Source organism: Mariniflexile sp., assembly GCF_052728615.1.
In genome coordinates, this window is record NZ_JBFVFE010000002.1 from 46,741 (window position 1) to 62,284 (window position 15,544).

General features: G+C 35.3%; 16 protein-coding genes and 1 tRNA gene. 4 read left to right on the forward strand and 13 right to left on the reverse strand.

Annotation, left to right across the window (positions count from 1 at the left end; translation table 11 throughout):
• Window positions 1-237, forward strand: a complete 237-nt coding sequence (locus tag ACU1LP_RS01410) for a cytochrome C oxidase subunit IV family protein (RefSeq protein WP_445735352.1) — start codon at window positions 1-3, stop codon at window positions 235-237.
• Between the two features lie 231 nt (window positions 238-468).
• Here the strand turns inward: ACU1LP_RS01410 and ACU1LP_RS01415 are convergent, their stop codons facing one another.
• The 11 genes from ACU1LP_RS01415 to gdhA form a co-directional block, all read right to left on the reverse strand.
• Window positions 469-930: a hemerythrin domain-containing protein gene (locus ACU1LP_RS01415; protein WP_445735353.1), complete on the reverse strand. Its 462-nt coding sequence runs from the start codon at window positions 928-930 to the stop codon at window positions 469-471.
• A gap of 72 nt (window positions 931-1,002) precedes the next feature.
• Entirely contained in the window at window positions 1,003-2,220 is a 1,218-nt protein-coding gene (locus ACU1LP_RS01420) for a hypothetical protein (RefSeq protein WP_445735354.1), read from the reverse strand.
• A 99-nt stretch (window positions 2,221-2,319) separates the two neighbouring features.
• Entirely contained in the window at window positions 2,320-3,051 is a 732-nt protein-coding gene (gene ric, locus ACU1LP_RS01425; RefSeq protein WP_445735355.1) for an iron-sulfur cluster repair di-iron protein, read from the reverse strand.
• A gap of 51 nt (window positions 3,052-3,102) precedes the next feature.
• Window positions 3,103-3,537, reverse strand: coding sequence for an RrF2 family transcriptional regulator (locus ACU1LP_RS01430; RefSeq protein ID WP_445735356.1), 435 nt, complete (start codon window positions 3,535-3,537; stop codon window positions 3,103-3,105).
• Between the two features lie 146 nt (window positions 3,538-3,683).
• The gene (locus ACU1LP_RS01435) at window positions 3,684-4,007 is read right to left on the reverse strand and encodes an SUF system Fe-S cluster assembly protein (protein ID WP_445735357.1); all 324 of its coding nucleotides are present in this window, start codon (window positions 4,005-4,007) and stop codon (window positions 3,684-3,686) included.
• A gap of 82 nt (window positions 4,008-4,089) precedes the next feature.
• Window positions 4,090-4,512 (reverse strand): SufE family protein, encoded by a 423-nt coding sequence (locus tag ACU1LP_RS01440; protein ID WP_445735432.1) that lies wholly within the window; start codon window positions 4,510-4,512, stop codon window positions 4,090-4,092.
• A gap of 40 nt (window positions 4,513-4,552) precedes the next feature.
• A complete protein-coding gene (locus tag ACU1LP_RS01445) occupies window positions 4,553-5,326 on the reverse strand; it encodes an META domain-containing protein (protein WP_445735358.1) in 774 nt (257 codons plus the stop codon).
• Between the two features lie 180 nt (window positions 5,327-5,506).
• Window positions 5,507-7,918, reverse strand: coding sequence for a TonB-dependent receptor (locus ACU1LP_RS01450; protein ID WP_445734315.1), 2,412 nt, complete (start codon window positions 7,916-7,918; stop codon window positions 5,507-5,509).
• 3 nt (window positions 7,919-7,921) lie between these two features.
• Window positions 7,922-8,641 carry a DNA repair protein RecO gene (gene recO, locus ACU1LP_RS01455; protein ID WP_445734316.1) on the reverse strand — a complete coding sequence of 240 codons (720 nt, stop codon included), beginning with the start codon at window positions 8,639-8,641 and terminating at the stop codon, window positions 7,922-7,924.
• Window positions 8,641-10,989, reverse strand: coding sequence for a type IX secretion system anionic LPS delivery protein PorZ (porZ, locus tag ACU1LP_RS01460; RefSeq protein WP_445734317.1), 2,349 nt, complete (start codon window positions 10,987-10,989; stop codon window positions 8,641-8,643). The genes recO and porZ overlap by 1 nt, the downstream gene beginning before the upstream one ends.
• A 123-nt stretch (window positions 10,990-11,112) precedes the next feature.
• The gene (gene gdhA, locus ACU1LP_RS01465; RefSeq protein ID WP_445735359.1) at window positions 11,113-12,456 is read right to left on the reverse strand and encodes an NADP-specific glutamate dehydrogenase; all 1,344 of its coding nucleotides are present in this window, start codon (window positions 12,454-12,456) and stop codon (window positions 11,113-11,115) included.
• Window positions 12,457-12,736: 280 nt separating this feature from the next.
• Here gdhA and ACU1LP_RS01470 point away from each other — a divergent pair, with 280 nt between their 5' ends.
• Both ACU1LP_RS01470 and ACU1LP_RS01475 read left to right on the forward strand, forming a co-directional pair.
• Window positions 12,737-13,540, forward strand: coding sequence for a THC0290_0291 family protein (locus ACU1LP_RS01470; protein ID WP_445735360.1), 804 nt, complete (start codon window positions 12,737-12,739; stop codon window positions 13,538-13,540).
• An 83-nt stretch (window positions 13,541-13,623) separates the two neighbouring features.
• Window positions 13,624-14,349, forward strand: coding sequence for a DUF3298 and DUF4163 domain-containing protein (locus ACU1LP_RS01475; protein ID WP_445735361.1), 726 nt, complete (start codon window positions 13,624-13,626; stop codon window positions 14,347-14,349).
• Here the strand turns inward: ACU1LP_RS01475 and ACU1LP_RS01480 are convergent.
• Window positions 14,326-14,790, reverse strand: a complete 465-nt coding sequence (locus ACU1LP_RS01480; RefSeq protein ID WP_445735362.1) for a DinB family protein — start codon at window positions 14,788-14,790, stop codon at window positions 14,326-14,328. The two genes, ACU1LP_RS01475 and ACU1LP_RS01480, sit on opposite strands and share 24 nt — an antisense overlap.
• A 253-nt stretch (window positions 14,791-15,043) precedes the next feature.
• Between ACU1LP_RS01480 and ACU1LP_RS01485 the strand changes: the two genes are divergently transcribed.
• A complete protein-coding gene (locus ACU1LP_RS01485; protein ID WP_445735363.1) occupies window positions 15,044-15,391 on the forward strand; it encodes an arsenate reductase family protein in 348 nt (115 codons plus the stop codon).
• A 5-nt stretch (window positions 15,392-15,396) separates the two neighbouring features.
• Here ACU1LP_RS01485 and ACU1LP_RS01490 read toward each other — a convergent pair.
• Window positions 15,397-15,468, reverse strand: a tRNA-Arg gene (locus tag ACU1LP_RS01490).
• Window positions 15,469-15,544 lie beyond the last annotated feature (76 nt).

A 15,544-nucleotide genomic window follows, 5' to 3' on the forward strand; every position in this document is an offset into this window, starting at 1 on the left:
ATGCATAAAACAAGCACCATAACATATATTATTTTAATAGTACTTACCATCACTTCGGCAGTATTATCAAAATTTAGCACATCATATATTGCAATACTGATTTTATTGCTCGCAGTATTAAAATTTATTGGGATTTCTTTTCAGTTTATGGAACTAAAAAAAGCAAACCCCTTTTGGAAAGGTATGGTTCTTGGGTTTTTGCTACTATTTACCGCTATAGTACTTGCAGTAAAATAACTGAATAAAAATTATTTAATGGTTTTTTTTACTTTGTGCATCCTCGGTGTTTGCTTTGTGTAACTCTGTGAAATAACTATAACACAAAGACACACAAAGTATTACACGTCCCGATGTATCGGGATCACAAAGATTATTAAGTTCCTAAAAACGTTTACCCCACAAGTGAAATAAGAATCGGAAAAAAATTCTTCAGAAGCAAGCTTCAGCTATCAAACCCATTAGTAAGGCTTATTTCCAAAATTCATCAACTAAGTTGTCCTCAAACGCTGTGTCATCATGTATTTTCTCCATATAATTTAATTCTTCATCCGTAGCTGATTTTTGTATTTCAGGAAAAAGGATACGTTCCTCAAAACGAATATGTTTATCTAATTCTTCCTCAATTTTACTTAAAACCAAAGTATCAACTTCGTCTTTTTTAAACAATCGAATCAATCGTCTGTGATCTGCCAATGCCTTTTTTACAAGTTCATTATTAGACCCCAAAATAGTAAAAACATGCTTTTCCTCCATTTCAAAATGAGGGATCAAATGGTTCTCAAAAAACCAATCTGCATAATTTTTTATTCGACGTGCTTCAATGTTTTTACTGATTCCCGCTCTAATTTTCCAAGACAATAACAACCCATGGTGGTGATCTCTGCTCAATGGCTGTAACGCCTTATGTCGTTTTATTGGTTTTTTATTCATGTGTTTATATATTATTTGTTTTTTATTGGTCATCCCGATAGCTATCGGGACTGTTCGCTATTAATCATTTCGTTAGGTTGATAATGCTTTTAACATGCTCGTTTCATGATTTTTATATTTTAAAATATTTATAATAATAAGAACAATTCCTAATGGTAACAATACGCTGAACAGAAATAACAAGAAGTAATAGTTTGGCATAAATCCGCTTTCAAAATAAAACATGCTACCTTGGACCATCAATAGAATTTCTGTCAATACAAATCCTAAAACAAATGCGTAAATACCACCATGAAGCCATTTATCGTTTAAAACCAACTTACTTTGTAAAATAAATGAAAACAAGAATCCGGAAATAACCCCCAGCATGGTTAAATGAATAAAACCAATTACAAAATTTCTGTGCTGGTATGCTGCCAGAGAAACTTCGGGCACTAATGATGCCAATTGCAATACCGTTTTTAAAACAAAGCTAAATATAGCAAAACTGTACATATAAACAGTGAGTTTTGAGTGTTCATTTAGAAACGAAATCCGGTAGGGTTTAATAAGTACTAAAAACATGATTAAGGCAACAAACTGAATTAATACCCCTGCCCCATTAATCCAATACAATACTATATGGGGCGCAAACCAATTTATAGGTAATGCTAAAGTTAGTATGGTTGAAACAATTAAAAGCTTAAAAAATAACCGGAATTGTTTACAATCCTTAAGTTTAATATGATGAAAAAACAAGGCGATTACGGCAATTAAAAACCACCCGTTAAATTGAAAATGCAAAAAAAACTGTATCGCTATTTGATAAAATGCAGACGCTTGCCCAAGCATTGAAACCGCCGGTCCCAAACACCAAACGCCGATAGTAGAAATTACCATAAACACAAGGGAGGTTTTCAAAAGATAACGAGCCGGTAAATTCATGATTTTATGGTGTTTCCAAATAAGATATGCAAAATAGTAACTAAAAAAAATATGTAAGGTTGAAAATGTGATGGAAACTGCTGCATATCCTTGAAAAGGAAAACTAAGCATCATACCCACCACCGCTACTTCAGTTATCCAAAACAGCTTATTAAAAACAGGTTTTTTTTCCTCAACAAAATAATGGACTATAAGTGTAAACAACATCAAATATACCCAGCCCAACATAGCTACATGCGAATGTGCATGGGTAAGAAATCGATAATTAAAACCAATTGGGTTAATAGATGCATATCGTAATGCCAAGCCCATTAAGGCAGCTATTAAAAAATTAATTAAACATATTACAACTAACTTTCTTTGCACTTTTTAATTTATCTAGGTGTTAATTTAAATTAAAAATTCCAGAATAGCCTTTAGAGGATTCTGGAATTTAAAATTTGAAGCTATTATTGAAAATTGCTATTAACTAAATTGTTGTTCTAATTTAACAGCTCCAGGGAATAATATATTATTTTCTAAATGTATGTGCAAATGTAAATCCTGTTCAAATTCCTTAAGCATAGCGAAAGTTACCTGGTAGGTATTGCATCCGTCTGCAGGCGGGTTGTAATTATTGGTTAATTCTGCTATTTCCCTAAATCGTTCACCTTCATTATCGTGCTCTTGCATCATCATTGCAATTGGGTTTTCCACTGTACCAAATTGTGGCGATTGTACGGTGGTATTTTCTAATTTTGCATTTACCATTCTTTTTATAAAAGGAAAAAGAATCAATTCTTCTTTTTTCATGTGCGAAGCAAGTTCGCCTGCCGAAGCTGAAAAAAGTTCGTTTATTTTGAATAATTCCGGATGGTTTCCACCATGCACAGAACATAGTTTATCTAAAAACTGGCGTATTACAGGTGTTTTATCTGCTACGTATCTGTGATGTTTTTTCTCAATATATTCAGCCAATAAATCCAAGGGCCATGTTTTATAATCAATGGATTGATCTGTTTCAGAGTTTAAAACAGCGTGCAGTTCATCTAAAAGGGTATTCACTTCCATGTCTTTTTTATTGCAAACTTCTTCCACGGTTCTATTACCTTTACAGCAAAAATCAATGCCATATTTACTAAAAACTGCTGCAGTTCTAAAATCGTCGGCAACAAATTGCCCGATTTGTTTTTGGGATTCTTTATTTATTGTTTCCATAATGTTGTTTATTTCGGATAATTTTATCCTGTTTATATTCAATTTTTTTTTTTAAGCTTTTAAAAATGATGCACCCGATTTTATATTAAGTGCCAATTCTTCAAGATTGGTGTTTTCTAACATGTGTTTCAGTTCGTCCCTTACAATTTTGAATTTATCGTGTACGGGGCAGGGGTGGTTTTCATCGCAAATTTCCAAACCCAATCCGCAGCCGTTATAAATCTTATCCCCATCAATTGCCTTAACTATTTGCGATAATTTAATGGAGCCTATCGTGTTTTTATCCAGTTCAAAACCGCCGTGAGCGCCCTTAATGGAATAAACGATGTTATGCCGTACTAAATCCTGTAATATTTTCGCTGTGAACGCTTCGGGCGAATTAATTTCCTTAGCTATGGCTTTCGGACTTACACGCTTATTTTCGTAAGAGTTAATGGCAATAAAAATAGCCGCTTTAATACCGTACTCGCATGCTTTTGAAAACATATTACTAGTTAATTTGATACAAATATATGAAGTTTTTTTTAATTAAGATAGTTTTATCCTAATTAATTAAGCTAAACCATTAAATTTCTCTGGCAGGTCTTGATAGCTCTCGGTACTGCCACTTAACACTGCAACGGCAAGCTATTTTAAAGCATTCCCAATTCCAATTTCGCTTCCTCGCTCATTAAATCCTGAGTCCAAGGTGGGTCGAAAGTAATTTCTACTTCAGCAGATTTTACGTCGTTCAATGATTTAACTTTTTCTTCAACTTCCAATGGTAACGTTTCAGCCACCGGGCAGTTGGGCGTTGTTAAGGTCATTAATATTTTAACATCGTAATCTTCATTGACAAACACGTCATATATTAAACCTAATTCGTAAATGTCAACAGGAATTTCTGGGTCGTAAATCGTTTTTAGTACGTTCACTATTTTTTCACCTAATTCGGCGGTGTCTATGGCTTCGCTCATTTTCTTATTGTTTGTTGTTAAGTTGTTTGTTGTTGAGTTGTTTGTTGTTTAGAGCTTAACAGCTAAACGACAAACAACTAAACTATTTAAGTTGCGTTTGGTATGCAATGGCATACATTTTTAGTTGTTTTATCATACTTACCAAACCGTTGGCCCTGGTAGGCGATAAATGTTCTTTTAAACCAATTTTGTCAATAAAATCGGTGTCGGCATCAATAATATCTTTTGGGTGCTGATTTGAAAATACCCGGATCAAAATAGCAATAATACCTTTGGTGATGATGGCGTCACTATCGGCTGTAAATTCTATTTTATCGTCTTTCATTTCGGCATGTACCCAAACTTTACTTTGGCAACCTTTTATAATGTTACTGTCGGTTTTATATTGGTCGTCAATAAGGGGCAAATCTTTACCCAAATCTATCATATATTGGTAGCGTTCTTCCCAATCTTCAAACATGGAGAATTCGTCTATGATGTCGTTTTGTATGTCTTCAATGGTCACAATCATATAATTTTATGTAAAAATACAATAACATAAGTTGCTATTCAATATTTTCTGAAATTGATAGGATTTCTTTAACAAGTTCTGCTATTTCCTGGGGTGGATTCCCATGATCGAAACTTGGGGTTTCATAGGTTTTGCCATTATAAGTGATTTTTAATTTCGCAATGGCGGCACCGTCAAAAAAACGTTTTTCTGAAGGTGCTTTTAAATTAGGGATATTTTCAACATTCACAGGTTCAAATGCTTTTAAAAGTCTATTCCAGCTAGATTTAGGGCACTTTTTAATAATTGGCGTTGTGTCTCTTTTGTTTTTTACCGACATGCTTTTTTTGTCAATTATAATGTGACTGAATTTTCCTCTGGAATGTGCTGAATATTCAAAGCTCACATTCACATTTTGTTTTTCAGCTTTAATGGCTCGAATTAAAACTTTTTTATTTGAAAGAAAGCTTGTAGTGCCATTTTCGTTTTTAAATGAATCCATTTTTGAAAGCGACTCTAATAGGGATGTTTCTATTTTGTTAGCGGAATCGTCGCAAAACATTTTTGTTGAAGCCAATGGGCCCATTTTTAAGGAATTTTCATTTAAAGAAAAGGTTCCGAAAAACCGATTACAACCTGAAAAACCGGAAACTTGTTTTGTTTCGGCATCAAATTCAATGGTTAATTGAGGGTCGGTTATTGTTGTGTCTGGTATGGAATAAATATGGTAAACGCCACCAAGCGTATTGTTTTGTCCGCTCTTAATTTTTTGTGTATTATCGCAGGTTTTTAAAGCGAAAATGCTAAAAAAGACAAGTATTAATTTCATGTGTTTATATCTATTGTTTTTTATCCCGATATATATCGGGAGTCACATGGTTCTTCCATATAATACTTTGGGTATCAAAAACTCGTTATGGAAGTTTCATGTGTTTATTTTTATTGTTTTTTTAGGTCAAACCTACTGGCAGGTTTTAGGAAATAGAAAAAGCCAAGATGAGTTCTAGAGCTACAAACCATACTTTAAAGCCAAAATAAAATTTCTTCCTGCAGCAGCAATGCCAGATGAATAGGTTTTATAACGTTGGTCTGTGATGTTCTCCAAACCTGCCGTAAGGGTTATAGCATTGCTTATTTGATATTGGGCTCTAAAATTAAGCGTGTACCAAGAAGGGCTGTATGGTTTTCCGTTGGCATCTTTAGCATAGATATAGTCTTTTTCAATTTCAGAAGGGGCCAGTTGATTAAAGGACAATTCGTTATTGTAATTGGCAAACAGATCCAACTTAAAATCATGGGCGGTATAAACCAAATGGGTATTTCCAAAGTTTGGAGTCGCATGCCTTACCGGAACCTCAACAGCACCTTCTACTTCGGTGCCGCCTACCACACTATACTGTGAGGTTAATTTAAACTGTTTGGTAAATGCTAGTTTCATGCCGACTTCAAAACCGTAAATCCATGCTTTTGAGGCATTTTGTATGGCTTGTACTTTGCTTAATTCGCCATCGTACATAATTTCGGTTTCACCATTCAAGGTAAAATCCCGTCGTACCAAGGCATTATCCAAATACGTGTAATACGTGCTCATATCCAATACAAAGGTATCGTTAAAATCCAATTTCAATCCCAGTTCGCCACCATAGGCATATTCTGGCGTGAGGGTTTCGTTGGGCACCACCACATTGCCAGGTGCAGAATCGAACACTTTACCAATATCATCAATATTAGGGGCCCTAAATGCAGAGGATGCATTTAATTTCCATTGTAAAATGGCATTTGGCGACCAACGTATGCCCGCAGTTCCTGTAAGCGCACTGGCTTCGTTTTCGGAAAATTCAAAAGGCAAATTCAAAAACACATTGTTTTCGGTAAAATCGGCTTTGGAAATAATATGGTTAAAGCGCAACCCCGATTGAAATACAAATTTGGGATTTGGCTTGTATTTAATACTTGTGTACGCCGCTGCCGATTGCCAACTAGACCCATTTGGGTATCGTGAAACCGCTGGAATCACTGCATTGGTAAGCACATTTTCTTCTTCGCCATGCGACATCACGGTGTTGTAAATATATTCCAATCCGTAAAAAAGTTCGGTTTTTAAACCCAAGGTTTTTTCAAAATCCAAATTAAAGGAATAGGCATCTACCGCTTCATCACGTAAATTCCTGATGGCAGCGTTAAAATCCCTGTCCTTCCTACTTTCCTGAAAATTTTGATACGCTAAGGTTGCCTTAATCTTATCGTATAAATTGGAGTTACTGCTCAATTTGGTTATTTGCAGGTTGGACATAAACCATTTTTGTGGACCATAATTCCATTCCGCCGAACGCAAAATTCCTTTTCGGTAGCGAATAAGTCGATCGTACCTAGAATAATCGGAGGTAGCGGTATAGAATAATCCCAGATCGAAACTTAGGTTTTTATAAGGTTCATAACGTACTTTTTGCATGACATTCATTTGCTGATACCCCGTAGTTTTTTGTACAAGCGGGTTGCTGTTTTGTATAATAACATCGCCATTGCTGGTTGCCAAAGCAAATTCTGGACGTAAATAGTCATCAGGTCCGTGTTTCCCCATGCGTAAATCGCCAAAATCGGTATAGCTCGCATTGGTAACAAACGCCCATTTTTTATAGCCCAAGTTAAAATCAAAATGCCCTGTTTTTTCATCATTTGCTGTCGCATATCGTGTGATGGCATTGGCCTTAAAAAACAACGAATCGGTTGATGATAAACGCGGTGTCTGTGTATAAAAACCCATAACACCACCCATAGCATCACTTCCATAAATAACCGAACCGGAACCTAAAATAACTTCGGTATTTTGTATGGAAAAAGGGTCGATGGAAATAACATTTTGTAAATTTCCGCCCCTAAAAATGGCATTGTTCATTCTAACGCCATCAACGGTAATCAACAATCTATTGGTGGAAAAACCCCTAATCATGGGGCTTCCACCTCCCAACTGACTTTTCTGTATGTACACTTGCCCCGAGCTTTCCAATAAATCGGCACTGGTTTGCGGGTTTGTAAATTGAATGTTTTTTGCACTGATGCTTACTATTTTTTGGGGAATATCCTTTTTGTTTTGTTTAAACTTTGAAGCAGATACCACAATTTCATCCAAACCTTGGGTATTGGATTCTAAGTACACGCGATTGGAACCTGCCAATTGAATTTTGGTGATTTCTTTAAGTACGTGCGACAGATGCTTGAAATAAATGGTTTCGGTATTTGAAAATGCACTCAAGGAAGCTTCACCCAAAAAATTGGTAACCACCGATTTAGATTTATCTACATTATAAATGGCAACTCCAAAAATGGGTTCTTTGGTAATGCTGTTAAGCACTTTTATGTTTTGGGCGTGGAGTATTAAGGGAGCCAATAAAAACAGGAAAAAGCAATAAAAAAGTTTCATGGTTCAATTAAAAACTTGATTGAATATTTGCAGGGATTTTGGGGGTTTAAAACTTCCCAAATGTAATTCAAAATAAAGCAAAACCATATTTAAAAAGGATTGCCTTTGTTTTGAATTGATTTTTACTGTTGATAAGGCATCAAATGTTGTGCCTAACAACTGTTTTAAAAGTAATAAATTTTTACCTGAAATGGAATAGTTCCCATGCAGATTGGTTTCAAACTTGCCTTCATTCAAATTAAAATAAGGGTAATCACTATGTGTGGTATCCGGATAAAATCCTAAATATTTGGTAAGGTTAAGCAGAAACAAAAGGTGGAAATTGGAATATTCGGTATGTGCATCCAGCCACAACAAAGTGGTTTCAATATAACTGTAAAGTGTTTCGTTAGGTTCTTCTTCCTTTAAAGTACTTGATAAAACCTCCGATAAAAACATGACGATGGCACTTTTTAAAACGTTGCTATGCAAACTGGAATAATGGTGGTTGAGCTTGGTTTCTTTTATAATCTGTAACGATCGGTTGTTTTTATAAAGAATAATTAATTGTAATTGCGATAACAGTTGAAAATATGCCACTTTAGAAGATGATTTTTTGTTTTTTAAAATGCCCCGTAACAAAAAACTAACATTGCCCAATTGCTGGGTGTAGCATCTAACAATAAGGTCGTTGTCGTTATATTTTATTTTTGAAATAACAATGGCATTGGTTGTGATGAGCATTATCTGATAACCATTATTTTTAAAACCTTGGTTTCGAAGGTGTCCAGATCGGATAACATGACCAAATAAACACCCGATGCCACCACCCTGTTAGCAAGGTTTTTCCCGTTCCAATAAGCGGTACCTCCATCAACTTCCAAATTATAGCCGCTGTAACGTTTGTTGGTTCTTGATTGGGCTTCGGCAACTAAATTGCCTTCAATATCGGTTATTTTAATGTTAACATTTTCTGGGATGTCTTTAATTTTTACCTTCTGGTCCACTATATTGAAGTTGGGCCTTACCGGATTTGGGTATGCATACGCACTTGCAAGACTATCAAACGGATTTGAGGAGCCAGAGCGAAAAGACACGAGCCCTTTACTGGTGGCAATGTAAATAATTCCATTGGCATCATCAATAGCTACCTCACGTATACTATTTGAGGGCAAAGGTGAGTTGTCTGTAGTAAAATGGAAGATGGTTTTTTGCCCATCTGAAGATAAATAAAACAGTCCGGAATCGGCAGTTCCTATCCACTTATTATTGGAACCGTCCACTTTAATATCTGTTATATATTGCTGAAACAATAATTCTTTGGCAATGCCATCTTCTAAGATAATAATTTCATCCACGCTAACATCTTCATTTTCAAAAAAATTAGAGGTGTTATATAAAACCCGCAAGCCTCTATAAGTACCTATCCAAAGCTGGTTGCGTTTGTCTAAAGCCAATGCCGTAACAAAGGCTGAAGGCATGTTTTCTTCTTCTTTATAAATGCCTTTAATTAGTGGTTTACCATTATTTTCATTAAAGCCTATTACTCCATAGCTGTAACCCGCTGCCATCCATTTTGTTTGATCGTTACCAATTACAATATCGGCAAAACCATTATTGTCAAAAGCCTTTGGTATAACGGCGTTTAAAGAATAGGATTTCCATTGTTTATTTGAAGGATTATAAGATTTTAATTGGTTCTCAATCAATCCAGATGTAATCCATAAAAGTCCATTCGTGTCAAAAGAAGACATACCCACTCTAACATCAATATAATTAGGGTCGTTAGGCAGAATAAGGGACTCCAACCCACTATTTTTCTCGTTATATAATATGGTGGGGATTTCATCATTTACCTCAAGCAATCCACTAAAAAAAGAGCTTATAAACACTTGGTTGCTCTTTGCAGGATTTATGGAAATTGTGTTCAAGCTTTTTGCTTCAAAAACAGCGCTATAAGGCGTATTTATCCACTTATCGTTTTTTAAATGGCTAAAACCTCTACTTTTAAGTGGGTATGGGTTATAAAATATACCATAATCTCCAAAAGTGACCCACAATCCATTGGGTTCTACCTGAAGGGAAAACGGCGTATTTAATAATGGGCCATCTGGGTGAATTTCCTCAAAAACTGTTGGCGAAGTAATGGAGGTTTTTAAAATACCAAAATCGGTTGTTCCTATATATGCAAAATCAGTATCAGCCGTAGCCGAAGTATAGGTTGTGCTAAATTCTGAATTTATGGCAACTTGGTAAATTAGTGCAAAACTACTGTTGTAAATAAATACATTATCCAAAGTGGTAACTATCAAATTACTTTCAACACTTTTAACCTTTACAGGCGTTGTATTGTATTGAAATAATGCGTTTAAGACATCGTTTGCTACCTGAAATATTTGGCGGTTTGTATTGACGGCAAACAAACTGTTTCCAACAGATTCAATGGCGGTAAAATCGCCCGTAGCAATGGTTTGCCAATTTTGGTAATCGATTAAATTGGGGCTTGTAACCAACGCTTTTCTGATGCCGTTTCCACCCGTACAAGCAGCATAGATATAATCTCCAAAAACCGTAGTTTGGCTAATTGGTATTTGACTGCCCCCGTTCCCAATAAAATAAGTATCGCCAAATTCCAACCGTTCTAAATTAAAAACCGAAATGCCATAGTTTGTTGATATATACAGTAAATTCCCATACCCATTGAAATGATTGATTCTTTTATTGGTAGGGGGAATGGTAGGCTTGTCAATAATATCAACAACCGTTAGAATTTTATCATCATTATCAAAAGCAATTTCTACAAGGCCGTTTTCATAACCAATAACCAATAATTGATAGGGTTCACTATAATAAATGGAGGAAATGGCTTCACCAGATAAACCATTGACCGTATTAAGCTCGTTAAGTTGGTTTGTTTGAATATCATAACTAAAAACAGCATTTCCAGAGGCGGCAAAAATTTTATTATTGCCTTGGACCACTTCTTGTATGTTGTTGTATGAAAAATACCCTTTCCAAAGTGAGGAAAAATCTTGGGCCAAGGGGAGCATTGGAAATAGGCAAGTTAAAATTATTACGGCTCTTTTATACATTCCTGTTCTTTGAAAATTCAAATATATTTATAACTAACGAGTTTTGCTTTAAAATAATATACTTTAAAGCAAAAAAGCTTCCCAATAAATTGAAAAGCTTTAAATATTTGTTTACTTATGTTTTTAAACGATGCCTTGTGCCATCATAGCATCGGCTACTTTTACAAACCCTGCAATGTTGGCGCCTTTTACATAATCTATGTATCCATCATCATTTTTCCCATATTTAATGCAAGAATCGTGGATGTTGGACATGATGTCTTTAAGTTTCAAATCCACCTCTTCTCTAGTCCAATTAAACCGCAATGAGTTTTGCGTCATCTCTAAACCGGAAGTTGCTACCCCCCCGGCATTGGAGGCTTTACCTGGAGCATATAAAATTTTTGCTTTTTGGAATGTATGGACCGCCTGTATGGTAGAGGGCATGTTTGCCCCTTCGCTTACGCAAGTACAACCATTTTTCAATAGCATTTTAGCATCGTTTTCATTAAGCTCGTTTTGTGTAGCACATGGTAAGGCTATATCGCATTTTACTTCCCACGGTGTTTTGTCTTTAACAAATTTGGCGTTTGGGTAGGTGTCAAGATACTCGCTGATGCGTGCTCTTTTTACATTTTTAAGGTTCATGATGAGGTCTAATTTTTCGGCATTTATACCCTCAGCATCATAAATATACCCCGATGAATCGGACATGGTCAATACTTTACCGCCTAATTGAATGGTTTTTTCAACCGCATATTGGGCAACGTTTCCAGAGCCCGATACCACCACCTGTTTGCCTTCAAAATCTTGCCCTCTTGTTTCTAGCATTTTTTGAGCGAAATATACCGTACCATATCCTGTAGCTTCGGGCCTAATCAATGAGCCTCCCCAAGACAATCCTTTACCTGTTAAAACACCTGTAAATTCATTTTTAAGTTTCTTGTACATTCCAAAAAGAAACCCAATTTCTCTAGCGCCCACTCCAATATCACCAGCAGGAATGTCGGTATTCGGACCAATATGTCTAAACAATTCGCTCATAAATACATGGCAAAAACGCATGATCTCCGCATCACTTTTACCTTTTGGGTCAAAATCGCTTCCTCCTTTTCCGCCACCCATTGGCAAAGTGGTCAAGCTATTTTTGAACACTTGCTCGAAGGCCAAAAATTTTAAAACACTCATATTAACGGTTGGGTGAAAACGCAATCCGCCCTTATAGGGGCCAATGGCCGAATTCATTTGAATTCTATAGCCTCTGTTTACCTGTATTTCCCCTTCATCATCTACCCAACAAACCCTAAACGTTATAACACGCTCTGGTTCTACCATTCTTAACAGAATGTTCTTGCCAAAATAAATGTCGTGTTCAACAATGTAAGGGATTACAGTTTCTGCAACCTCCTCTACTGCCTGTAAAAATTCGGGTTCATGCCCGTTTCGTTCTTTAACAAGGTCTAAAAAAGCTTTAACATAACTTTTCATAAGTTTCAATTTATTTTTAATAATTAAGTGAATTAGGTATAGATAATAGGATAGGGCTTATTTTCATAGCGATTAAATCAACATCAAAAAACGGCATCAAAATTATTAAATATACAATTTACGGGTACAAAGATACGTTATCTTTAAAAATATCATCATTTTTTTTTGGAATTCGCAATAAATAATTTTACAGTTATGTAGTAAATTTATAATTATTTGTAAGTTAATCCAGTTTTTATATATTTGTTGCTAATATGCCTCAAAAAAACAAAATCCTATTATGCTTAACTTTAAACGTTTAGCTTTTTTTATATGTTTGTTTGCGTTTTGCCAAACGGCATTCTCCCAACGAGGCTTTTCCCATGAAGTAGGCATTGTTGCCGGTCCGGTACAATTCAGGTCAGACTACGGAGTTAGCGAAAATGATCCCACAAATTTTGGTAATTCTGGCTATGGAATAGGCTTCGTCCATTATTTGAATTTCTCATACAAACGAAATTATAATTATATCCATCCCAACACCTATTTCGACGAGCACTTTAAAATACGCAACGAAATTTCTTTTAATAAAAGCAAACTGAACCATTTCGGCAGATGGGTTGACGCCTCAAAAACCTCAGAAGACGCAAAAAGGTTAAGAGGGCAGGAAGGTGAAGCAAATAATTTGGATTTAGGGACCGAACTGGAATTTTTCCCTCTTGAGATACATGATTTTGAAGCCTTCGGCCACAAATTTGCGCCCTTTGTAAGCTTAGGGGTTCATTACACGCTTTATAGCCCCAAGGTTAGTACCAGTTATGCCAATGCAGATCCCACAGCTATTGGAGATGTTACAAATGCAAGTAATTTTTATTCGGGTTGGAACCCAGGCTCTGTAAACGCCTCTCCAGGAAGCACATGGTCTCTAGTCAGTAGTGCTGGTGTAAGGTATAAATTAACTAGATTATCAGATATAATGCTGAATTTAAGATGGCAATACTATTTTGACGATTGGGTGGACGGACTTAACCACCAGTTGCCATCCAATAAAAATAACGATTGGCTCTTATGGCTTAACGTAGGGTATATTTATTATTTGGATTAAAATCATCCTACACAAAAATATCTTTTTTTATTCGGTGTTATCAAATGCAATAAATACCTTTAAGGAAGGTTAACAAATAACGCATGGTCCGCAATACACTATTTTTACTTTTAGGTTCTTTTTTCTTCATTTTCTCTTGTAATAAAGAAGCATCTAAAACAACATTTTCAGAAACGAGCATTACAACCGATAACAATAAGTTGGTGGAGGTTAATATCGTCAAAGCCAATGGCAATAGTTTGGCTTCAAACGAAATAAATTCTGAAATAAAAAAAATCGTCATGGCTGCTTTGCAAATTGGAGAGCCTGAAACCATGACTTCAAAGAGCATAGAAGAAAGCATCCGTGTATTTAACGACGAATACAATGCCTTTAATGCCGATTTCCCTGATACTACTGCGCCTTGGGAAGCCCAAATAGATGGGGAAATTATGTTTCAATCGCCCGAAATAATAAGCATTGCGATTACTTCTTACGTGAATACCGGAGGTGCCCATGGTATCACAAATATTTCTTTTTTGAATTTTAATGCCCTTACAGGAAAGCGTATCCTTAACAACAACCTGTTTACAGATGAAGCCGCTTTTAAGGAAGCCGCAAAACCTTATTTTAAAGCCGCCATTGAAGCAGATGACGTTCTTTTTGAACCCGATAATTTTCAATTGCCGGCCAATATAGGGTATAATGAAGAAGGCATTGTTTTAATTTACAACACCTATGAAATTGCACCTTATTCAACAGGCATTATAGATTTTACAATTCCAATTGATGAAGTGAGCTCGTATTTAGTTTTTGACGGCCCTAAGTAACGCCATCACATAACCCCAATGTATGCCTTCATGAAACAGTATAAATTCAAAAGCTTCATTAATATGGGTTAAGGTATTTCCTGTTGTGGAAACCGTGTAGGCATTATAATCTTTAAACACATCATTACTGTAATCCGCCTTCGTTTTTTCAATGGTAGTAAACAACAAATCCTTTATTTCATTTACTTCTTCTTGCGAAACAGCAGCTTCTGGTTTTGTGTCCTTTCGGTATTTTCCAACCAACCCATCACTTATCATCATGGGCAACCCAGATAATTTATAAGCCAATAATTGTTGCGTAACTACAATGTGGCCAATGTTCCAGATAATGTTGTTATTAAAACCTTTAGGGATCTTATTTAAATCTTCCAAAGAAGTGTTTTCAATAATTTTATGAAATGATTTCCGGGTGTTTGGTAAAACGTCTAATGTAAAATGCATACGGTTGTTTTTATAAATTTATATTTGCGTATTTTGGATATAAATATAAAGATTTCCTTCTTCAAGGAAATGAACTGATTTAAACTTTTTTCAATTGGCTGCAAAATGATATTTTTCACTCACTTTTTGTCTTTTTTTTTGCTCCGTAGCGATGCTATGCAGTTAAAAAAAGCCTTCAATTGATCAAAAAATATACATTTTTCGCTTCAATCAAAAAAGTTTAAACCAGTTCAATGAAAAAATGCCATCTATTATGAAAAAAGTGTACTATTTAAAAACATGTAGCACCTGTATTAGAATTTTAAAAGAATTGAATCTACCGTCCGATGTTGTTTTACAAGATATAAAGACCGAAGAAATAACGGTAAAACAACTTGAAGATATGAAAGAGTTGGCAGGCAGTTATGAGGCTCTTTTTAGTAAACGTTCGAAGCTTTACAAGGAAATGGATTTAAAAAACCAGAACATGGAAGAACGCGATTATAAACACTATATATTAGAACATTATACTTTTTTAAGCAGACCAGTAATTATGATTAACGGTGAAATATTTATCGGGAATTCTAAAAATACCGTTGAAGCTGTCAAAAAAGCATTGTAAAATTGTGACTCCACCAAGATTCGAACTTGGATCTAAAGTTTAGGAAACTTTTGTTCTATCCCTTGAACTATGGAGCCCTTAATTTAAAAAACCAGTTAAATATAATGGTTTTTTTAAACAACCGTTACACAAAATTTGATTTTACAGCTATAG